Source organism: Flagellimonas sp. ABD4_174, assembly GCF_056160185.1.
This window is the reverse complement of sequence record NZ_JBSWWP010000003.1, coordinates 29004-50677: the sequence shown is the minus strand read 5'-3', so window position 1 is coordinate 50677 and position 21674 is coordinate 29004. Positions and strand designations below refer to the sequence as shown.

14 protein-coding genes are annotated in these 21674 nt (G+C 43.4%); 12 read left to right on the top strand and 2 right to left on the bottom strand.

Annotated features, from left to right (window positions below; all coding sequences use genetic code 11):
* A complete protein-coding gene (locus ACXAFK_RS14625) occupies nt 1–3405 on the bottom strand; it encodes a PA14 domain-containing protein (RefSeq protein WP_474958249.1) in 3405 nt (1134 codons plus the stop codon).
* Nucleotides 3406–3744: 339 nt separating this feature from the next.
* On the opposite strand from ACXAFK_RS14625, the gene rimP reads away from it, so the two are divergent.
* The 3 genes from rimP to infB are packed head-to-tail and all read left to right on the top strand — an operon-like array spanning nt 3745 to nt 8232.
* Complete coding sequence (rimP, locus tag ACXAFK_RS14620; protein WP_474958248.1) at nt 3745–4206, top strand: ribosome assembly cofactor RimP; 462 nt, start codon at nt 3745–3747, stop codon at nt 4204–4206.
* 12 nt (nt 4207–4218) lie between these two features.
* Entirely contained in the window at nt 4219–5451 is a 1233-nt protein-coding gene (gene nusA / locus ACXAFK_RS14615; RefSeq protein ID WP_224835464.1) for a transcription termination factor NusA, read from the top strand.
* A 42-nt stretch (nt 5452–5493) separates the two neighbouring features.
* Nucleotides 5494–8232: a translation initiation factor IF-2 gene (gene infB / locus ACXAFK_RS14610; RefSeq protein ID WP_474958247.1), complete on the top strand. Its 2739-nt coding sequence runs from the start codon at nt 5494–5496 to the stop codon at nt 8230–8232.
* Nucleotides 8233–8284: 52 nt separating this feature from the next.
* Here infB and ACXAFK_RS14605 read toward each other — a convergent pair whose 3' ends face one another.
* Nucleotides 8285–8659, bottom strand: a complete 375-nt coding sequence (locus ACXAFK_RS14605; protein WP_474958246.1) for an SPOR domain-containing protein — start codon at nt 8657–8659, stop codon at nt 8285–8287.
* A gap of 235 nt (nt 8660–8894) precedes the next feature.
* Between ACXAFK_RS14605 and ACXAFK_RS14600 the strand changes: the two genes are divergently transcribed.
* From ACXAFK_RS14600 to ACXAFK_RS14560, 9 genes are all read left to right on the top strand, one after another.
* Complete coding sequence (locus ACXAFK_RS14600; protein ID WP_474958245.1) at nt 8895–10250, top strand: c-type cytochrome; 1356 nt, start codon at nt 8895–8897, stop codon at nt 10248–10250.
* A 32-nt stretch (nt 10251–10282) separates the two neighbouring features.
* Nucleotides 10283–13402 (top strand): TAT-variant-translocated molybdopterin oxidoreductase, encoded by a 3120-nt coding sequence (locus ACXAFK_RS14595; RefSeq protein WP_474958244.1) that lies wholly within the window; start codon nt 10283–10285, stop codon nt 13400–13402.
* A gap of 33 nt (nt 13403–13435) precedes the next feature.
* Nucleotides 13436–15187, top strand: a complete 1752-nt coding sequence (gene nrfD, locus ACXAFK_RS14590; RefSeq protein WP_293296663.1) for an NrfD/PsrC family molybdoenzyme membrane anchor subunit — start codon at nt 13436–13438, stop codon at nt 15185–15187.
* Between the two features lie 2 nt (nt 15188–15189).
* Nucleotides 15190–15717 carry a DUF3341 domain-containing protein gene (locus tag ACXAFK_RS14585; RefSeq protein WP_224835458.1) on the top strand — a complete coding sequence of 176 codons (528 nt, stop codon included), beginning with the start codon at nt 15190–15192 and terminating at the stop codon, nt 15715–15717.
* Between the two features lie 4 nt (nt 15718–15721).
* Nucleotides 15722–16291 (top strand): c-type cytochrome, encoded by a 570-nt coding sequence (locus tag ACXAFK_RS14580; RefSeq protein ID WP_474958243.1) that lies wholly within the window; start codon nt 15722–15724, stop codon nt 16289–16291.
* Nucleotides 16292–16308: 17 nt separating this feature from the next.
* Nucleotides 16309–17643: a quinol:cytochrome C oxidoreductase gene (locus tag ACXAFK_RS14575; protein WP_224835456.1), complete on the top strand. Its 1335-nt coding sequence runs from the start codon at nt 16309–16311 to the stop codon at nt 17641–17643.
* A 28-nt stretch (nt 17644–17671) separates the two neighbouring features.
* Nucleotides 17672–18799, top strand: coding sequence for a cytochrome c oxidase subunit II (locus tag ACXAFK_RS14570; protein WP_224835455.1), 1128 nt, complete (start codon nt 17672–17674; stop codon nt 18797–18799).
* A gap of 37 nt (nt 18800–18836) precedes the next feature.
* Entirely contained in the window at nt 18837–20660 is a 1824-nt protein-coding gene (locus tag ACXAFK_RS14565; RefSeq protein ID WP_224835454.1) for a cytochrome c oxidase subunit I, read from the top strand.
* A gap of 125 nt (nt 20661–20785) precedes the next feature.
* On the top strand, nt 20786–21607 hold the full coding sequence (locus ACXAFK_RS14560; RefSeq protein ID WP_474958242.1) for a GIN domain-containing protein: 822 nt from the start codon (nt 20786–20788) through the stop codon (nt 21605–21607).
* Nucleotides 21608–21674: the final 67 nt, after the last annotated feature.

The following is a 21674-nucleotide window of genomic DNA, read 5'->3' as shown; positions in this document are numbered from 1 at the left end:
TTAGTTTTTGTTGACTCTGAACGTTACACCTCTGTTGGTTATCACTCTTCCCGTTTTCATGGTCAAGAGGGCTTCATCAGAAATGATCGGGGTACAGCTTCCACTGCTGTTCGAAACGAGTACACGGTAAATAAATCCGTTGGAGTTCACATCCGGAGTGTTCAAAATAAGATTGGCGGTTTGCGTTCCGGTGTATTCGGAGCCATCGATTATGGTGCTAAAATTACTGCCCCCATCCGTGCTCACTTCCCACTGATAGGTGTCCGCGTTTGTTGTTGCCACGGTAAAACCTCCACTATTGCCCACTACTACCGTTTGATCTGTTGGTTGTGTGGTTATGGTGAACGGCGTTACCGTTATGGTTTGTTGCACATCAATACTGTTCCCGGCATCATCGGTAACCCTATAGGTACGGGTAATGGTTTCGGGGTTGCTACCTCCATCACTAACGTCACTTATAAAGGTCACTGTCGGATTTGAAGCACAATTATCGGCCTCATCGGAAATAACCGTAATATCCGCTGCAGGGATATCATCGCTACAATAAACAGAGATAGGAGATGGTGCACTGGCAGTTGGGGCAATTGTATCTACCGTAATTGTAGTGGTGGCCGCAATATTTGGATATGGAGGGTCGCCTGCCATACCGCCATATTCCACCAAATACCCTTTAGGTTGATAACTTCCGCTGGATGCCCCTGTGTTGGAAAGGTCGTTCCAGGAACCATCCAGTCCAACTCCCGGAGCAGTGATATGGGCATAATCCTCATCTCCAGATTGATTGGGTTCCCCTGTATTCCAAAATTCATACCCAAAGGCTGTTCCTCCAGAGGTTCCTCTCCAAAAGAGAGTACCGGCTTCCGGTCCGGTTACCCAATACCAATCACCTTCGGTGGCGGCATCGCTGGCACCTATCCAACCAGCACCGGGGGCTTGAGCACCCAATAGATCGGATTCGTCCTGCACCGTAATAGTGGCCAAGTAGCCTTGTAAACCATAAAATGTCCGTAAGGCAGCGGCATCCCTAGCTGCTGTCCAAGTAATGCCCAAAGAGGGAACATATTCGTAGTAGTGGCCTGTAGACTCCAAATAATTGGCCTCGTTCAATACTATGGAAAAAGTCCGGGTATCTCCAGAACTTACCATGGCCGTAGTCTGGAATTCAACGGCCGAGATCGCTGCTTCAAATTCGGCCAAGGTAGCAGGTCCGTTCAACAATAATCTTCCTTCGGAAGTATCCCAGCTTGCAGTGATGTTGGGGTGTGTGCCGGTAAGGTTCAAGACATCGCCCGAAACATCGTAGTTGGAGGTTATTTGAATATAAACAGCATCCACTGTACTGCTATCGGGATCTGTAATACTAATCGATTCCACTACTGGTATGGCATTTCCTGGGCAATATAATTGGTTTCCGGTTGCGGTTATGCTCGGTGGGTCGTCTGCGTCCACGGTGTCATCCCTAAAATCCAGATCGCCGCCGGATCCAAGGTCTCCATCGGAATCCGGTAATATCAAGGAACCTCCAATGGCATTGGTAGGGTCGTCAATATCCCCTCCGGGGTCACCATAGCCTGTTGTGGTATCCACGGTATTGTCTAGTCCGTCATTATCGTTATCCGACCCTGATAGTGCTAGGGATGCTTCTGTCGTGTCACCTGTGCCATCATTGTCGCTATCGGTATCCAAAAAATCGGGAGTACCGTCACCATCCGAATCAATTGCGGACAAGCCACTGCTTTCATAGGCATCGTCGAGACCATCGTTGTCGGCATCATTGCCCGACGGTGCCGTATACCCTGTCGATGTTTGGGCCTCCACATTATCGGGAATGCCATCGCCATCACTATCCAGGTCTTGATAGTTAGGAATGCCATCACCGTCGGTATCTACTGTGGTGCAGTCTACCGTACCGGGGTAACTGGCACCATGGACCCTTGCGCCAATCTGATAGGCCATGACCCTAAACGATTGGAAATTATTGGTGCTGACATTAAATGTAATCTCTGTAATTGAACCCGATGGTATTCCATTGGCACTTGCCAACCAGCTTCCATTATCGTATTGTATTTGCATATCGGACGTGGATACTACCGGGTCGGCACTTAAGAATACACTTACCGTGGTGCCGATGGGGATCACTTGTGAAAATTGAAATGAAATGATCGATTGCCCCGGATATGTGGTCGTAGAGTTATAGGCATACGTGGTGCTTGGGTTTCCTTCGGCATTGGAAGCATCACTGAAGTTTTGAATATTTGTTGCGGTCTGTACAAAATTTCCCGTAGCTCCACCACATTCATCCACATCCAGGACGCCATCATTGTCATCATCCACATCGCTGGCATCGTCAATGCCATCACCATCTAAGTCGGCACTGCCTACACTGCAAGTGGAGTACAATTTGGAAAATGGAATGTTCTGTTTGGAAATAGAGGGGCCTTGGTAGGCAACCGATAGGTTTTCCCCTCCGCCATTTTCAAAGAAAAGTACCTGGATATCGTGCAAACCGGTTGTTAGTGTAATGTTCCCCGATCGCTCTCGGGAACTATGTGCCCCATCGTTATTGACCACCTGGGTCCCATCTATATATAATTTGGAGCCATCGTCCGATGTGGTATAAAAAGTATACGAGCCAGGAGTGTCTATTTGAATAAAACCGGTATACCTAATACTAAAGTTATCTGTATCACCCGGGTCTTCTTGGTTTTGTAGATTATCCACATTAAAACTGGTGTACGTGCCGGATCCAATATATCCAGTTGTTGGGATATTGTCAACAGTACTTCCGGAAGGTGAACTATCGTAGAACTCAAAATCCACTTCACCTACACATAGATTTAGGGTTCCTTCGACCAAAATGTTGTCGATGTAATAGTGCTCATTTCCTGCATTATTACGCATTCTTACTCTAAGTTCAAGGAGGGAGCCTGTAGTTGGTAAGTTAATATTGTAAGAAGTATTTAATGGGTCTGAAGTTGACCCTGAAGCATTTACGAATTCAACCCAAGATCCTCCATCTACTCGATATTCTCCAATAAAATAGTCTGAACTTTCAAATCTATCAGCCCTATTTACATAAGTATCCATGCTAAAGTTAACAGTTGAGAATCCAAGAATGTTTATGGGTTGGGTAGACCAAATGCTTTCCGTGTTATTAAGGTTACGCCCTCTTAAAGCATTATTGTTGACATTTAATCTGCTTCCGTTTGTAGTGGACCAATTAGTGTAGGACATTCCTGTTGCCGTTCCACTTTGGGTATTGTTGGAGTAGCTATCAAAGTTTTCGCTCCAAATAGTGGTTTGTGAAAACGAAAAAAAAGTGCCTAAAAGGAAAAATGCCAATAATAGCATCCATCCAGTCGGGAAATGGTTCATTTTCTTTTTGGAGACTGAGGTTGTGCCCATGTAGATTTTAGATATGGTACAAAATTATAAGCAAATGGCGCGGTGCAAAATAATTGTTGTGAAAGACGGCAAAAGGAGGGTTAACCCTGTAAATATGTGGACAATGTTGAAAATTGATTGGACTTGCAAAAAGCCAACGGACAGTGAAAAACGGAAATTGAACACCATTTTAATAGACTTTCTTGCGGTAATTGGTTGAAAAATAGATGGACTAACCCCTACTTTTGTTTGTGGCGAGGTTGCACAAGCGATATAAATTGTTGTATATTTGCAAAACTGAACGGATATAAAAGTATTCATGAGGGGACCTTGAGTCCCCTCTTTTATTACTCATTTCTTATGTTGAAGGATAAAGTGGAATCATTATTGAACCAAGCGTTGGAAGAGCATCAGTCCTTGTTTTTGGTCGATTTTACCGTAGGGGGCGATAATGGGATCAAGATTGTTTTGGATGGGGATAATGGAGTTAGCCTGCAGGATTGTATGAACGTGAGTAGGGCCATTGAGCACAACCTAGATCGCGAAGAGGAGGATTTTTCTCTGGAAGTTACATCTGCGGGCGCTACGTCGCCTTTAATATTGCCGCGTCAGTACAATAAAAATGTTGGAAGAAAATTACAGGTCAAGACCAACTCCGAGGAATTGGAAGGTACGCTGGTCGAAACCTCGACAAATAGCATTACCCTAGAGTGGAAGGCCCGCGAGCCAAAACCAGTGGGTAAAGGAAAAGTTACGGTGCAGAAAACACAGGAAATTGCCTTTTCTGACATTAAAGAAGCAAAAGTTAAATTAAAATTTTAATTGTAGTAGAATATGGAAAACCTAGCGCTCATCGAATCCTTTTCGGAGTTTAAGGACGATAAGTTTATTGACAGGGTGACCCTTATGGCGATTTTGGAAGAAGTCTTCCGAAGTGCGCTCAAGAAAAAATTTGGTTCTGACGACAATTTTGATATCATTATCAACCCCGATAAAGGTGATTTGGAAATTTGGAGAAACCGTATCGTGGTCGAAGATGGCGAGGTAGAGGAGCCAAATGAAGAAATTTCCTTGTCCGAGGCCAGGAAAATAGAGCCGGATTTTGAGGTGGGTGAAGATGTTTCCGAAGAAGTGAAATTGATCGATTTGGGTAGGCGAGCGATATTGGCATTGCGCCAAAACCTGATTTCTAAGATCCATGAGCACGATAATACCACTATCTACAAGCAATTTAAAGACTTGGAGGGTGAGATTTATACGGCAGAGGTGCATCATATTAGGCACCGTGCCGTAATTTTGTTGGATGACGAAGGCAACGAGATCATTCTTCCAAAAGAAAAACAAATCCCGGCCGATTTTTTCCGTAAAGGGGATAACGTACGAGGTATTATTGAAAGCGTGGAACTTAAAGGAAACAAGCCGGCGATCATTATGTCCAGAACTTCCCCGAAATTCTTGGAGCAATTGTTCTTTCAGGAAATTCCTGAAGTTTTCGATGGTTTGATCTCCATTAAAAAAGCCGTTCGTATTCCAGGCGAAAAAGCAAAGGTCGCTGTGGACTCTTACGATGATAGAATCGACCCCGTTGGGGCTTGTGTAGGTATGAAAGGTTCAAGGATTCATGGAATTGTCCGTGAATTGGGCAATGAGAACATCGATGTAATCAACTGGACCAATAATCCCCAACTAATGGTTACCCGGGCACTAAGTCCTGCCAGAGTATCATCCGTTAAGTTGAACGAGGAGAAGAAAACAGCTCAAGTTTATCTAAAGCCAGAGGAAGTGTCCAAGGCTATTGGTAGAGGAGGTCATAATATTAGATTGGCTGGTCAATTAACTGGTTATGAGATAGATGTGTTTAGGGAAGGTGTAGAGGAAGATGTTGAGCTTACAGAGTTCTCCGATGAAATAGAAGGCTGGGTAATAGAGGAGTTCAAGAAAATAGGATTGGACACTGCACGCAGCGTTTTGGAGCAAGACGTAAAAGATTTGGCGAAACGAACAGATCTTGAAGAAGAAACAATCCAAGAGGTAGTTCGTATCCTCAAGGAAGAATTTGAAGATTAGGCTTATATTAGCAGCGAAAAATTAGGGCAAGTAAAATAATTTATGGCAGAAAATCCAACAATACGACTTAATAAAGTTCTTAGAGAATTGAACATTTCACTGGATAGAGCGGTCGACTATCTCAACTCGGAAGGGCATGAGGTAGAGGCACGTCCTACCACCAAGATTTCCAATGAAGTGTATCAAGTTCTGTTGGATGAATTCCAAACGGATAAGAGCAAAAAGGTTGCTTCCAAGGAAGTTGGTGAAGAAAAAAGAAAGGAGAAGGAAGCTATCCGAATGCGAATGGAGAAAGAGCAGGAGGAGCGCAGATTGGCCAAAGAAAAGAAAGAAGCCGAGCAGCAGGTCGTGAAGGCCAAGGCCGAATTATCCGGTCCAAAGACTGTGGGTAAAATTGATTTGGACAAAAAACCCGAACAACCTAAAAAGGAGGAGCCCAAGAAAGAGGAAGCTCCAAAACCCGAACCGGAAAAGGTTCAGGAAAAAGCTCCTGAAAAAGAAACGCCAAAAGTCGAGGCTCCAGCTCCCGTAAAAGAAAAGCCAGAAGAGAAAACAGAGCAAAAGGTCGAGGTAAAAGAGGAAGAAAAGCAGTCTGCGGAAGAGGTAGGCACAGGAACCATAAAGACCAATTATCAAAAACTCTCCGGACCAAAAATAACCGGGGACAAAATAGACTTATCGCAATTTAAAAAGCCTGCGAAAAAGAAAAAAGAAGATACCCAAAAGTCAAAAACTGGCGGAGGATCTTCCGATGGGGCGGAGCGTAAAAAGCGAAGAAGGAGAATAGTTAAGAATGGCCCACAAGCTGGAGGAGGTCGTAATAACAGAGGAGGCGCGGGTAGAAAAGGACAGCGTTCCAATGCACCCAAGGTAGAGCCTACCGAAGAAGAAGTACAAAAACAAGTACGTGAGACCCTCGAAAAACTACAGGGTAAATCCAACAAAGGTCGAGGAGCAAAATATAGAAGGGAGAAAAGAGATCAGCACCGTCAGCAAACGGAAAAAGATCTTGAACAACAGGAATTGGAAAGCAAGATTTTAAAGGTGACCGAATTTGTTACCGTGAACGAACTTGCCACGATGATGAATGTATCCACTACCCAGATAATTTCAGCGTGTATGTCTTTGGGCATCATGGTAACCATGAATCAGCGATTGGATGCTGAAACACTTTCCATTGTAGCAGACGAATTTGGTTATGAGGTCGAGTTTGTAACGGCCGAGATCGAGGAAACCATCGATGAGGTGGAGGATGCTCCCGAAGACTTGCAACCAAGGGCGCCCATTGTTACTGTAATGGGGCACGTAGACCACGGTAAAACATCGCTTCTGGATTACATTCGTGAAGAAAATGTAATCGCAGGGGAAAGTGGAGGAATTACGCAGCATATTGGAGCCTACGGTGTATCGCTGGAAGATGGTCAAAGAATTGCTTTCTTGGATACTCCGGGTCACGAAGCGTTTACCGCAATGAGGGCTCGTGGAGCACAGGTAACCGACATTGCCATTATCGTAATTGCAGCGGATGACGATATCATGCCGCAAACGAAAGAAGCAATCAGCCATGCCCAAGCGGCCGGGGTGCCCATAGTATTCGCGATCAACAAAGTGGATAAGCCTACGGCAAATCCTGATAAGATAAAAGAAGGATTGGCGCAAATGAACCTTTTGGTCGAAGATTGGGGGGGTAAAGTGCAATCGCACGATATTTCCGCAAAAACTGGTCAAGGAGTTCAAGAGCTTTTGGAAAAAGTTTTGCTTGAGGCCGAGTTATTGGAATTGAAAGCAAATCCAGAACGTTTGGCAACGGGAACCGTGGTAGAAGCATTTTTGGACAAAGGCCGGGGTTATGTGGCGACCATTTTGGTCCAGACCGGTACATTGAACATTGGTGATTATGTATTGGCGGGAACCTGTAGTGGTAAAGTTAAGGCCATGCAAGATGAAAGAGGACATAATATTACAAGTGCCGGACCCTCCACGCCAATATCTATTTTGGGATTGGACGGAGCGCCTCAGGCAGGTGATAAGTTCCATGTGTTGGAAGATGAGCGGGAAGCCAAGCAAATTGCGGCAAAACGTTCCCAATTACAACGCGAACAATCCGTAAGAACACAACGTCACATTACATTGGATGAAATTGGACGTAGAATTGCGTTGGGTGACTTCCAGGAGCTGAACATTATCCTAAAAGGTGATGTGGATGGTTCTGTAGAAGCTTTAACGGATTCCTTCCAAAAATTATCCACAGATGAGATTCAAGTCAACATCATACATAAGGGCGTAGGAGCGATAACAGAATCCGATGTATTGTTGGCCAGTGCCTCCGATGCGATTATAATCGGATTTAACGTAAGGCCGATGGGCAATGCTCGAACTATTGCCGATAAAGAGGAGATCGATATCAGGACCTACTCTATTATTTATGACGCCATCAACGATCTTAAAGATGCGATGGAAGGCATGTTGTCTCCAGAGATGAAAGAAGAAATCACCGGTAATGCCGAGATTAGGGAGACTTTCAAGATTTCGAAAGTGGGTACCATTGCAGGATGTATGGTAACCAGTGGTAAAATCTTTAGAAACTCCAATATTAGGCTGATCAGGGATGGTGTAGTAATCTATACTGGGGAGCTCGCCTCGTTGAAGCGATTCAAGGATGATGTGAAAGAAGTTTCCAAAGGATACGACTGCGGACTACAGATCAAGAATTACAACGATATTAGGGAAGGGGATATAGTAGAGGCCTTCCAAGAAGTGGCAGTGAAGAAAAAGCTGTAACGAGTATAATTCTAATCATAAAAAAACCCGCTCATCGAGCGGGTTTTTTTAGTTATTTGGAAGTGCTTTCTTCAGGTTTCAGGAGCATGGCGTCCGGATATTTTTTTCGTACTTCAAGATATTTTCTCTCGGCCTCCAATTTGGTCTTAAATTTTCCTAGCCTTACACGGTAGGTGGGAGATTCAAACTCTATTTTGGAATACCAGTCAGGGAAATCTACCTCGACTTGGTTCAATAGGTCTTGAGCCTTTTCAAAACTCCCAAAGCCCACTTGTATCTGATAAAAACCACTGTTTGCATTTACCTTGGCATACAGTTGAACCAATTGATCGATTTTTGGGTCTTGTTGAATGGTCACTTGGGCTTGCTGTGCCGAAAGCTGAGCGGCAAAGCCTATAATTAGTGCTGTGAATAGCGTGGTTTTCATAGTGTTTCAGTATTGTGATTATAACGCTTGTTGCAAAAGTAAATTATTATAGGTTAAACAAGTTGAAGCAAAGTTATTTAGAATCTTTATAAATTATGAGTTATAAATACCTTAACATTTCAAAAAATGCTTGTATGTCTTACTTTTGTGACCACTCTTGGTAGGGTGAAAAGCTATTGTTCTCAAACTCAATAGAAAGAATCGTGCCAAGGATTTCGATAGAAATTTCACGAATATGAAAAAGGTTTTATACCGCCATCTATTTTCAAAAGTTTTAGGTTTAACTTTCCTATTGTTCTCCACATCTTTTTATGCTCAAGAAGAGGCTGATGCCGCTGCTGAACAAACAGTGGAAGCTGTCGGAGGAGACCCGGTAAAGGGAAAACAACTGTTTAATCAGAACTGTGCCGCCTGTCACGCATTGGAGCGTAAAATGACGGGACCTGCACTGGCCAATGTAGAAACAAGGTTGGCTGAGGATGAAGGTTTGGACAAGGAATGGATCTATCAATGGATCAAGAATAGTCCTGCCATGATTTCCGCTGGAGATGCTTATGCTGTAAAAATATACGCAGAGTACAATCAAGCGGCAATGACCCCGTTCCCGACGTTGTCTAATCAGGATATCGATGATATTTTGGCGTATACTGCCGCTCCGCCGCCCGCGCCTGCAGCTGCTACAGCTGCTGCCGCCACTGGAGGTGATGCTGGTGGGTCAACTTCCGGTATTTCCAACGAAATGATACTTGGTGCATTGGTGTTGGTGTTCGGTCTGTTGGTCATGATGTTGATCTTGGTGAACAAGACCTTGCGCAGAATAGCCGAAGCAAATGGTGTTGTGATTGCGCAGGAGAAAGAAAAGCGCTTGCCAATTTGGAAAGCATTTGTTCAAAATCAGTTCTTGGTGCTGGTAAGTGTAGTGTTCTTGCTTTTGGCAAGTGCATACTTTGCTTACGGTTGGATGATGCAGGTAGGTATCGATCAAGGGTATGCCCCGGTTCAGCCGATCCATTATTCGCACAAAATTCACGCTGGCGATAATAAGATTGAGTGTAAGTATTGTCACTCTTCCGCAAGGACTTCCAAGCATTCCGGGATTCCTTCCCTTAATGTTTGTATGAACTGTCACAAATCTATCTACGAATACACTGGTAATCCAGAAGGTCCTTCAGCTGAAGATTTGGCCAATGGATATAGCAATGAATTTTATACGGGCGAAATCAAGAAATTGTACAAAGCGGTCGGTTGGGACGAGGAAAACCAAAGCTATACTGGTGAAACACAGCCAGTGGAGTGGGTTAGGATCCATAACCTACCGGATTTCGCATACTTTAATCACTCTCAGCACGTATCCGTTGCAGGAATTGAGTGTCAGACATGTCACGGTCCAGTAGAGGAAATGGAAGTTATGTATCAGCATGCTCCATTAACTATGGGTTGGTGTATCAATTGTCACAGGGAGACCAATGTGAAGGTTGAAGGTAATGAGTACTATGAGGCAATTCATGAAGAACTGTCCAAAAAGTATGGTGTTGAGGAATTGACCGCTGCCATGATGGGCGGTTTGGAGTGTGGTAAGTGTCACTATTAAGAATTAAAAGAAGATAATCTCAGATATATCGTATGGCATCAAACAAAAAATATTGGAAAAGTGAAGCGGAGTTGAATCCGAACGATTCCATTGTTGAGGCGCTAAGAAACAACGAGTTTACAGAGGAGATTCCCGTTGATGACTTTTTGGGGGACAAGGAAAAACTGTCCGCCTCCAATACTTCAAGAAGGGATTTCTTGAAATATGTCGGCTTCAGTACTGCGGCAGCAACCGTTGCAGCGTGCGAGGGACCTGTTCACAAATCTATACCGTATGTGGTCCAGCCGGACAATATTGTTCCAGGTGTGGCCAATTACTATGCTACAACTATAGCGGATGGTTTTGATTTTGCCAGTATTTTGGTGAAGACCCGTGAGGGAAGGCCGATAAAAATTGAAAACAATACGGATGCAAAGGTAAATGGTGGGGCCAATGCGCGAGTGCAAGCCTCTGTTTTGTCTCTGTATGATAGTAAAAGGGTTCAAGGGCCAATGGCCAATGGTGAGCCTATGGAATGGAAGGTGCTGGATGCTACGGTGATGGCCAAGCTGAACTCTTTGAAGGGTTCTAGTAAGCAAATTGCCCTTTTGACGCAGACATATGCAAGTCCGTCCACAACAAAATTAATTTCGGAATTTAAAGAGGCTTACGGGGAAAACGTGAACCACGTGGTTTACGATGCAATTTCCGAAGATGCTGCGCTTAATGCATTTAATAAGGCGTACGGTGAACGTGCCTTGGCCGATTATGATTTTGAAAAAGCTGAATTGATAGTGTCCTTCGGAGCTGATTTCTTGGGAGATTGGCAAGGTGGGGGCTATGATTCTGGTTATGCAAAAGGACGTATTCCAAAGAACGGGAAAATGTCCAGGCATATTCAGATGGAGTCCAATATGTCCTTGGCCGGGGCCAATGCCGACAAGAGATATCCAATGACGCCAACCCAGCAGAAAATTGCGCTGGCCAAATTGTATGGCAAGTTAAATGGTAGCAGTGTAGGCGGTGGTACATCTGATGTGGATGCTGCCGTGGACCAAGTTGCGGCTGAAATCAAAAAAGCAGGCAGCAAAGCAGTTGTTGTTACCGGATTAAATGATGAGAATGCACAATCTGTTGTATTGGCGATCAATAAATTATTGGCTAGTGAGGCATTTGATCCGATCAAGCCAAAATATGTGCGCCAAGGAGATGCTGCAAAGGTGAATAAATTGATTTCGGATATGAATGCCGGTCGTGTGGGTATGTTGATTACCGACGGTGTAAATCCAGCGTATTCATTGCCAAATGCAGAAGAGTTTGTTGCTGGTTTAGATCAGGTAGATCTTTCCGTAGCTTTTGCGTTCAATAATGATGAGACGGCACAGTCGTCCGATTATGTGGCAGCATCATCCCATTATTTGGAATCATGGGGCGATGCAGAGTTCAAAAAAGGACAATATAGCTTAATGCAGCCAGCCATTCGTGAGTTGTTTGATACCAGACAGTTTCAGACGGCACTTTTGAAATGGATGGGTGTGGAAAAAACATACTACGAATACATTAAGGAAAATTGGAATAATGATATTCTGCAAGGAGGTTCTTGGAACAAAGCTTTGCAGGATGGGGTATTTGAGGTTTCCGTGATGAATACAGAAGATGACGAGGTTGCTTCGGTCAATGAAGGTGAGGAAGAGCAACCGGAAATTGTACCAATAGCGTCCGCGATACGTTCTTTGGTGAATTCCACAAGCCCGGGCACGGAGCTGGTACTTTACTCAAAGGTGGGTATGGGTGACGGTCGCCAGGCCAACAACCCTTGGTTGCAAGAGTTCCCTGATCCGATTTCGAGGGTGTCTTGGGACAACTATGTTACCGTTTCCAAGGCCGATGCTGAAACTTGGGGGTTGGAGAATACCATAGTGGCCGATGGCGGTCTAAATGGTAGTTATGTCAATCTTACTGTGGATGGAAAGGTCCTGGAAAATGTTCCTGTGATCGTTCAGCCAGGACAAGCAGTGGGTACTGTAGGGCTTTCGTTCGGATACGGTAAAAAAGCCGGAATGCAGCAAGAGATGGCCACAGGGGTCAATGCATACGCTTTATATAGTAATTTTTCCGATGTACAGTCGGTTACGATAGAAAAATCAGCAGGAGTTCATGAGTTTGCCTGTGTGCAATCTCAAAAAACACTGATGGGTAGGGGAGACATCATCAAAGAAACTACTTTGGAGATTTTCAATACCAAAGATCATGCGGAATGGAACCCAATGCCGCATGTATCATTGAATCATCAGGAAATACCTGTTACCTCTCCAGATGCAGACCTTTGGGAGGAGTTTGATAGAAGCATCGGGCATCACTTTAACTTGTCCATCGATCTAAATGCATGTACCGGATGTGGTGCTTGTGTCATCGCATGTCATGCCGAGAACAATGTTCCGGTTGTCGGAAAGATGGAGATGCGCCGTTCCAGAGATATGCACTGGTTGCGAATAGACAGATACTACTCTTCCGAAGAGACCTTTGAGCAAGATAACGAGAAGAAAGATGGCATGGATGGCCTTTGGGGAGAAAATGGTTCTCTTGGAGGCTTTAGGGAGATGGAAGATCCGTCGGCCAATCCACAGGTAGCCTTCCAGCCGGTAATGTGTCAACACTGTAATCATGCACCTTGTGAAACTGTTTGTCCGGTAGCGGCAACATCGCATAGTAGACAGGGTCAAAACCATATGGCTTACAACCGTTGTGTAGGAACAAGATATTGTGCCAACAACTGTCCTTATAAAGTTCGTAGATTCAACTGGTTCTTGTACAATAACAACGACGAGTTCGATTTTAATATGAACAATGATTTGGGTAAAATGGTACTTAATCCAGACGTTAATGTGCGTTCTAGGGGGGTTATGGAAAAATGCTCAATGTGCATCCAAATGACCCAAAAGACCATTTTGGACGCGAAGAGAGACGGTCGAGTGGTGAAAGATGGTGAGTTCCAAACTGCTTGTTCTGCAGCATGTAGCAGCGGGGCTATGGTGTTCGGAGATGTAAACGATCACGATAGTAAAGTGGCCAAATTGAAAGAGGACGATAGGATGTACCATTTGTTGGAGCATGTGGGAACAAAACCAAACGTGTTCTACCATGTTAAGGTAAGAAACACCAACGAGGCTTAATCAATAAAAAAAGAAGTAACTAGAAGATAAATTATGGCGTCGCATTACGAAGCACCTATTCGAAAGCCCTTAGTAGTCGGAGACAAAGGTTACCACGATGTAACCGTGGATATTGCCCGTCCGGTTGAGGGAAAGGCCAACAAACAATGGTGGATTGTTTTTTCTATCGCATTAGTGGCATTCCTTTGGGGTCTAGGATGTATCATTTACACCATTTCAACAGGTATTGGGGTTTGGGGTCTTAACCGAACCGTAAACTGGGCCTGGGATATTACCAACTTTGTATGGTGGGTAGGTATTGGTCACGCAGGTACACTGATTTCAGCAGTACTTTTGCTTTTCCGACAAAAATGGAGAATGGCAATTAACCGTTCAGCGGAAGCCATGACCATTTTCTCGGTTGTGCAGGCGGGATTGTTCCCGATTATTCACATGGGCCGTCCTTGGTTGGCATATTGGGTACTTCCCATTCCTAACCAGTTTGGTTCCCTTTGGGTAAACTTTAACTCACCATTACTTTGGGACGTATTTGCGATTTCGACTTATCTTTCTGTATCGTTGGTATTCTGGTGGACAGGATTACTGCCCGATTTCGCGATGATTCGCGATAGAGCGGTAAAACCATTCCAAAAGAAAATATATAGCTTGTTGAGCTTTGGTTGGACAGGTAGAGCCAAGGATTGGCAGCGTTTTGAGGAAGTTTCCTTGGTATTGGCCGGTTTGGCAACACCTTTGGTACTTTCTGTACACACCATTGTATCCTTTGACTTTGCCACATCGGTAATTCCAGGATGGCACACTACCATTTTCCCTCCTTACTTTGTTGCGGGAGCAATTTTCTCTGGATTTGCCATGGTGAACACGCTACTGATCATTATGCGTAAAGTGTGTAATCTTGAGGCTTATATTACCGTACAGCATATCGAATTGATGAACATTGTAATTATGATTACAGGTTCCATTGTAGGATGCGCCTACATAACTGAGTTGTTCATTGCTTGGTATTCCGGAGTGGAGTACGAGCAGTATGCTTTCTTGAACAGGGCTACAGGACCTTATGCATGGGCTTACTGGGCCATGATGACCTGTAATGTGTTCTCGCCTCAGTTTATGTGGTTCAAAAAGTTGCGTACTAGTATTATGTTCTCTTTCTTCATTTCCATTGTGGTAAACATTGGAATGTGGTTCGAGCGTTTTGTGATCATCGTTACATCGTTGCACAGGGATTATTTGCCATCCTCATGGACCATGTTCTCCCCAACATTTGTGGATATTGGAATTTTTATTGGAACCATCGGATTCTTCTTTGTCCTGTTCCTCTTGTATTCAAGAACATTCCCTGTAATAGCGCAAGCCGAGGTAAAATCAATTTTGAAATCATCTGGAGAGAAGTATAAAAAATTAAGGGATGCTGGTCAACCTCTTTATCAAATGCCACAAGGTGTAAATAAAGTAGTGGGTTATGAAGAGCCCATAACGGATGATGTGTTGATGGGCGAAGTAAAGCCTACAGCAGGTGATAAGGTAGGTGTAACCGAATTGCTGAGCAGCATAGGTACATTCGATGCCGCTACGGAAACACCGGACGATTTGAAAGTTATCAAGGGAGTAGGTCCGGAAATGGAGCGTACCTTGAACGAAATAGGTATTTACACCTATGCACAGGTCGCCAGAATGACCGAAAAGGAGTATAATCTGTTGGACTCTATTACCGGAAGGTTCCCAGGTCGTGCGCAGCGTGACGATTGGGCGGGTCAAGCGAAGTTGTTAAACGATAAAAAATAATTATGGCATCAAAAGTTATACAAGCACTTTACACCGATGACGATGTGTTGATGCATGCCGTAAAAAAGGTTAGGGCAGAACACCATCATATAGAGGAGGTGTACACCCCGTTTCCTGTTCACGGTCTAGACAAAGCAATGGGATTGGCCGATACAAGAATCGCTATCACTTCATTCCTGTATGGATGTTTGGGATTGACCGTGGCCGTGGTTATGATGAACTTTATTATGATCGAGGATTGGCCACAGGATATTGGAGGTAAGCCAAGTTTTAGCTACCTGGAAAACATGCCGGCCTTTGTACCGATCATGTTCGAGCTTACCGTTTTCTTTGCAGCCCACTTAATGGTGATCACATTTTATCTTAGAAGTAGGATGTGGCCTTTTAAAAAGGCGGAGAACCCAGATAAAAGAACCACTGATGACCATTTTTTGATGGAGCTAGGTGTTCACGATAACGAGAATGAACTTGCCGAGCTGTTATGGGAAACAGGAGCGGTAGAAGTAAAAGTTACAGAAAAGGAGTCTTAATAATATGAAGCAATTAGGTAAAATAAGTCTTGCTTTGGCCTTGGTACTGTTTGCAGCCTCTTGTGCAGATAAGAACAGTCCAAACTACCAATTCATGCCAAACATGTACGAAACCGTAGGGTACGAAACTTATCAAGGTGTTGATAATGGATTGTTTCCTGATGGAACAGAGGCCATGTTGCCCGTAGTGGGGACCATTAATAGAGGTTACATGCCCTACGAAATAGAAAACACTCCGGAAGGTAAAGAGATGGCAAGGTTGAACCCAAGTCCATTGGATTCGCTTAATAGTGAAAAGAATTTAGCAAGAGGCAAGGAGCTGTACGATATTTATTGTGCCATATGTCACGGAGCTAAAGGAGATGGTCAAGGAAACCTTGTAAAAAGAGAAAAAATATTGGGTGTTCCCAGCTATGCCGATGCAGCTAGAAACATTACTGTCGGAACTACGTATCATACCATTTATTACGGGTTGAACTCAATGGGTTCTTACGCCTCACAGTTCGCCAATGAAGAAGAAATGTGGCAAGTGTCCGAATATGTGATGAAATTAAAGGAAGACCTAACAAAATAATAGGATAAGAAGAAACTATGTATACCTTTTCAAACAAACTTAGACTTGGATCTTTCATAGCCATGGGGCTTGGATTTATTTTCCTAGTAATTGGTTTTGTATCTGCCCCATCAACGGTGGAGGAAGCCAAGGCCATGGTAGCAGTGCATGACGATGGTCATGGAGGAGGGCATGCAGAAGCAGCCGATGCCCATGGCGTAGCAGAAGGTCACGGAGCCGAAGCTGCACATGGAGAAACACACGATGCTTCTCACGATGAGCATTTGTTGCACCAGTTGCAAAACCGTCCATGGTCCGCACTTTACGTAGCAGCATTCTTTTTCTTTATGATTTCTTTGGGAGTATTGGCCTTTTACGCCATACAACGTGCTGCACAAGCAGGATGGTCCCCATTGCTCTTTAGGGTGATGGAGGGTATTACGGCATATCTTGTACCCGGAGGTATCATTGTATTTGTAATATTATTGCTATCGGTATTGCACATGAACCACATGTTCGTATGGATGGATGCGGACACAGTGGCACACGATAAACTATTACAGGGCAAGGCGGGGTATTTGAACCCAACTTTCTTCTTGATAAGAGCAGCTATATTCTTGGGTGGATGGATTTTTTACCGTCAGTATTCCAGAAAATTGTCCTTGGCGCAAGATGAGTCGGACGATAACAGCAACTTTGTAAAGAATTTTAGATGGTCTGCCGCTTTCTTGGTATTCTATTTAATTTCTGAGTCCATGATGTCTTGGGATTGGATCATGAGCTTGGACCCACACTGGTTCAGCACCCTATTTGGATGGTATGTTTTTGCAAGTATGTTCGTATCCGGGATCACTGTTATTGCCATGGTTACCGTATACTTAAAATCAAAAGGGTATCTAGAGCAAGTAAATGATAGTCATATCCACGATTTGGCCAAGTTTATGTTCGGTATCAGTATATTCTGGACGTACTTATGGTTCTCTCAGTTTATGCTTATTTGGTACGCGGATATACCAGAAGAGGTAACTTACTATATAGCCCGTTTCCAGGACTATAAACTGCCTTTCTTTGGAATGTTGGTTCTTAACTTTGTGTTCCCATTATTGGTTCTTATGAACAGCGACTATAAAAGGGTAAACTGGTTTGTTATCATGACGGGAATAGTGGTGCTGTTTGGGCACTATTTGGATATTTTTAATATGGTAATGCCTGCAACGGTAGGGGATCAATGGTATATTGGTCTTCCGGAAATAGGAGGTATTTTGTTCTTTGGAGGTTTGTTCGTTTACTGGGTATTCACAGCGTTGACCAAAGCGCCATTACAACCCAAACGAAACCCATTTATTGAAGAGAGTAGACATTTTCATTATTAATACGATTTAAGTCTTAGATAGATATACGATGACTGCATTATTAACATTGACTGTTTTAGTATTGGTTGCGATTGCCATTTGGCAGATGACCAAGATTTTTGAATTATCGCAAACTAAAACAGAAAACGCTGAAATAGCCAACGATTCCGATAACAAGAACAATGGATACCTATTGTTTGCTTTTTTGATCTTTATCTATGGAATCACCATTTTCAGTTTTGCCAAATATTCTAAAATGTTATTGCCCGAAGCGGCATCAGAGCACGGTGGTGAGTACGACCAATTGATGTGGGTCTCAATGGCCATAATTTTCTTTGTACAGACCATTACACAAGCTTTGTTGCATTACTTCGGATACAAGTACAGAGGGCAAAAGGGCAGAAAAGCACTCTTTTTTGCCGATAACGATAGACTGGAGTTTATCTGGACCATTATCCCGGTAATCGTGTTGGCAGGTTTGATTCTGTGGGGTCTTTACACTTGGACCAATATCATGGATATTAACGAGGACGATGATCCGTTGATCGTTGAACTATACGCCCAGCAGTTTAACTGGACAGCCCGTTATGCCGGAGAGGATAACGTACTGGGTGATGCAAACGTACGCTTGATCGATATAGGTAAAGCAAATGTTTTAGGTTTGGACGAATCCGACCCCAATGCAGAGGACGATATTATTGTAAAGGAATTGCACTTGCCCGTTGGACGCAAAGTAAACATTAAAATGAGGTCTCAAGATGTATTGCACTCAGCATATATGCCGCACTTTAGAGCTCAGATGAACTGTGTGCCCGGTATGATCACACAATTCTCCTTCACACCTACGGTTACAACCGAAGAAATGCGCTTAAACCCGGATGTTGCGGACAAAGTAAAGCGAACCAATGCCCTTAGGGCAGAATGGGCTGCAGAAGGTAAGCCTAATTCGGACCCATGGGAGTTCGATTATGTTCTATTGTGCAACAAAATATGCGGAAAATCCCATTATAACATGCAGATGAAGATTATAGTGGAGACCGAGGAAGAGTACAATAAGTGGCTTGCCGAGCAAAAAACGTTCAAAGAAACTGTTATGGTGGACGAGAGCGGAGAGCAAGCATTCAACACCGAAGACGGCGAAGAAGTAGCTTTGGAAGAAACAACTTCGGTAGAGTAACAAGCAACAAAAAATAACAAAAAAAATTAATTGGAATATGTCTGAAGTAGCCCATGTAAGTCACGATGATCACCACGATGATCATGGACATCACCATAAGGAAACTTTCATTACAAAATACATTTTCAGTCAGGACCATAAGATGATATCCAAACAGTATCTCATCACTGGTCTAATTATGGGATTCATTGGTATAGCCATGTCATTGTTGTTTAGAATGCAATTGGCCTGGCCGGGTGAATCTTTCGGAATATTTGAAGCTGTTTTGGGGAAATGGGCTCCGGACGGTGTAATGGATGCCGATATTTATTTGGCATTGGTTACTATACACGGTACCCTAATGGTGTTCTTTGTACTCACACAGGGTCTTAGTGGTACGTTCAGTAACTTACTTATTCCATTACAAATCGGAGCAAGGGATATGGCTTCCGGATTTATGAACATGCTTTCTTACTGGATGTTCTTTGTTTCGTCCGTAATTATGATTATTTCTTTGTTTGTGGAAGCTGGACCGGCCGCTGCAGGTTGGACCATTTATCCTCCATTGAGCGCACTGCCCATGGCACAGCCGGGTTCTGGTATGGGTATGACACTTTGGTTGGTTTCCATGGCAATATTCATCGCATCCTCACTTTTGGGATCTTTGAACTATATCGTAACGGTAATCAACCTTAGAACAAAAGGGATGTCCATGACACGTTTGCCATTAACAGTGTGGGCTTTCTTTGTAACTGCGATAATCGGTGTGGTATCATTCCCGGTATTGCTTTCTGCCGCTTTGTTATTGATCATGGATAGGAGTTTTGGAACATCATTCTTCTTGTCCGATATCTTTATTCAGGGAGAAGTATTGCATTACCAAGGAGGATCTCCAGTACTGTACGAACATTTGTTCTGGTTCTTGGGACACCCTGAGGTTTACATCGTATTGTTGCCAGCATTGGGTATTACATCCGAAGTAATGTCTACAAACGCAAGAAAACCTATTTTTGGATATAGAGCAATGGTTGCATCGATTTTGGCAATTGCATTCTTGTCCACAATAGTTTGGGGACACCACATGTTCGTGTCCGGTATGAATCCATTCTTAGGGTCCGTATTTACATTTACCACATTATTGATCGCCATACCATCGGCGGTTAAGGCCTTTAACTATATCACCACATTATGGAAGGGAAATCTGCAGTTGAACCCTGCAATGTTGTTTTCCATTGGGTTGGTGTCAACATTTATCACGGGAGGTCTAACAGGAATAATATTGGGAGATAGTACATTGGATATCAATGTTCACGATACATACTTTGTAGTGGCACACTTCCACTTGGTTATGGGTATCTCCGCATTGTATGGAATGTTCGCAGGAATTTATCACTGGTTCCCGAAAATGTTCCAAGGCCGTATGATGAACAAAAACTTGGGCTACGTCCACTTCTGGATTACTGCAGTTTGTGCTTATGGGGTTTTCTTCCCGATGCACTTTGTAGGTATGGCCGGAGTACCAAGACGTTATTACGAAAACACGGCGTTCCCAATGTTCGATGAGTTGACCAACGTCCAAGTATTAATGACCGTATTTGCACTGATTGCTGGCCTTGCCCAATTGATTTTTGTGTACAACTTTATATCCAGTATTTTCTACGGTAAAAAAGGACCGGTTAACCCATGGGGATCAAATACATTGGAATGGACTACCCCACGCGAGCACATCCACGGAAACTGGCCTGGGGAAATCCCACATGTGTACCGTTGGGCTTACGATTACAGTAAGACATACGAAAATGGTGAGTATATTATTGCGGGACAAGATTTTGTGCCACAGAACGTTCCATTGCAAGAGAACGAGGAAGAACTCAATCATTAAGATCAAGAATATATTATTGTACAAACTGAGCCCGTCCCATAAGGATGGGCTTTTTTATTGGATTAGATTTTATACTGAATTGTATATCTTTAAAGGAAGATCCCCTTATCAAAATGCAAACCATCATGAAAAATATTGTAATCTTACTATTGATCACCTTCCCAATATTATCCAATGCACAACGAAAGCCTAAAATAAAGGGGAGCAGAATTGTCTCCGAGCTGAGCGAAGAATTGCCTCCCTTTAACGCCATTGTGCTCAACGATGATCTGGATATTCGATTGAACAAAGCACTAGGGCCAGGGTATCACTTGATCGCCGATGATAACTTGATCGATATACTCAAGTTTGAAGTGCAAGAAGGCACTTTGGTAATTAGTTCTTACTATAATATTACGGCAAAGAAACAACTGGAAATTACAATCAATTATACAGATTTACAGGCAATAACAGTAAAGAACGGCAGCGTGGTTTCCAACGAAGTAATAGATGCCGAGCAATTGTTTGTTGATGGATTTAACAACACCAAATTGGATATTCGGGCCAATGCAGCGGTAATGGATATAAATTTGGAAGATACCAGCAGCGGAACATTTAATGTGGAAGTGGATTCCCTCAATGTAAATTTAGGGGCCCGTTCAGATGCCTATGTATATGCGCAGATGGATTCTGGAGCATTGGATTTGGAAGGTAATTCATCTTTGACCATCGAAGGTACATCCGATAGGTTGCAAGCCAATATATTGGATTATGCAAAATATAAGGGCGAGACCATGGAAGTAGGGTCTTATCAACTTATAATTAGCGGAAACTCCAATGCAAGGGTCTATGCATTTAGGGATATTGCTATAAAAGCAACACAAGATGCTAGAATTTACCTCTACGGAACGCCCAAGATAGCAATAGATGAGTTTTTGGACACAGTACAACTCATAAAAAAGGAATAGCTTTAAAAATCACCGTTAATTGAAAGGTCATCAAGTTGTGCATAGCAGAGCTTTTCAATTATATTTG

What these genes read in the sequence shown, in the direction of transcription:
- ACXAFK_RS14600 (WP_474958245.1), top strand. Translation starts at nt 8,895, where the DNA reads ATGAAAAAGGTTTTATACCGCCATCTATTTTCAAAAGTTTTAGGTTTA.
- ACXAFK_RS14580 (WP_474958243.1), top strand. Translation starts at nt 15,722, where the DNA reads ATGAAGCAATTAGGTAAAATAAGTCTTGCTTTGGCCTTGGTACTGTTT.
- ACXAFK_RS14605 (WP_474958246.1), bottom strand. Translation starts at nt 8,659, where the DNA reads ATGAAAACCACGCTATTCACAGCACTAATTATAGGCTTTGCCGCTCAG.
- ACXAFK_RS14560 (WP_474958242.1), top strand. Translation starts at nt 20,786, where the DNA reads ATGAAAAATATTGTAATCTTACTATTGATCACCTTCCCAATATTATCC.
- ACXAFK_RS14575 (WP_224835456.1), top strand. Translation starts at nt 16,309, where the DNA reads ATGTATACCTTTTCAAACAAACTTAGACTTGGATCTTTCATAGCCATG.
- infB (WP_474958247.1), top strand. Translation starts at nt 5,494, where the DNA reads ATGGCAGAAAATCCAACAATACGACTTAATAAAGTTCTTAGAGAATTG.
- nrfD (WP_293296663.1), top strand. Translation starts at nt 13,436, where the DNA reads ATGGCGTCGCATTACGAAGCACCTATTCGAAAGCCCTTAGTAGTCGGA.
- ACXAFK_RS14595 (WP_474958244.1), top strand. Translation starts at nt 10,283, where the DNA reads ATGGCATCAAACAAAAAATATTGGAAAAGTGAAGCGGAGTTGAATCCG.
- rimP (WP_474958248.1), top strand. Translation starts at nt 3,745, where the DNA reads ATGTTGAAGGATAAAGTGGAATCATTATTGAACCAAGCGTTGGAAGAG.
- ACXAFK_RS14570 (WP_224835455.1), top strand. Translation starts at nt 17,672, where the DNA reads ATGACTGCATTATTAACATTGACTGTTTTAGTATTGGTTGCGATTGCC.
- ACXAFK_RS14625 (WP_474958249.1), bottom strand. Translation starts at nt 3,405, where the DNA reads ATGGGCACAACCTCAGTCTCCAAAAAGAAAATGAACCATTTCCCGACT.
- ACXAFK_RS14565 (WP_224835454.1), top strand. Translation starts at nt 18,837, where the DNA reads ATGTCTGAAGTAGCCCATGTAAGTCACGATGATCACCACGATGATCAT.
- ACXAFK_RS14585 (WP_224835458.1), top strand. Translation starts at nt 15,190, where the DNA reads ATGGCATCAAAAGTTATACAAGCACTTTACACCGATGACGATGTGTTG.
- nusA (WP_224835464.1), top strand. Translation starts at nt 4,219, where the DNA reads ATGGAAAACCTAGCGCTCATCGAATCCTTTTCGGAGTTTAAGGACGAT.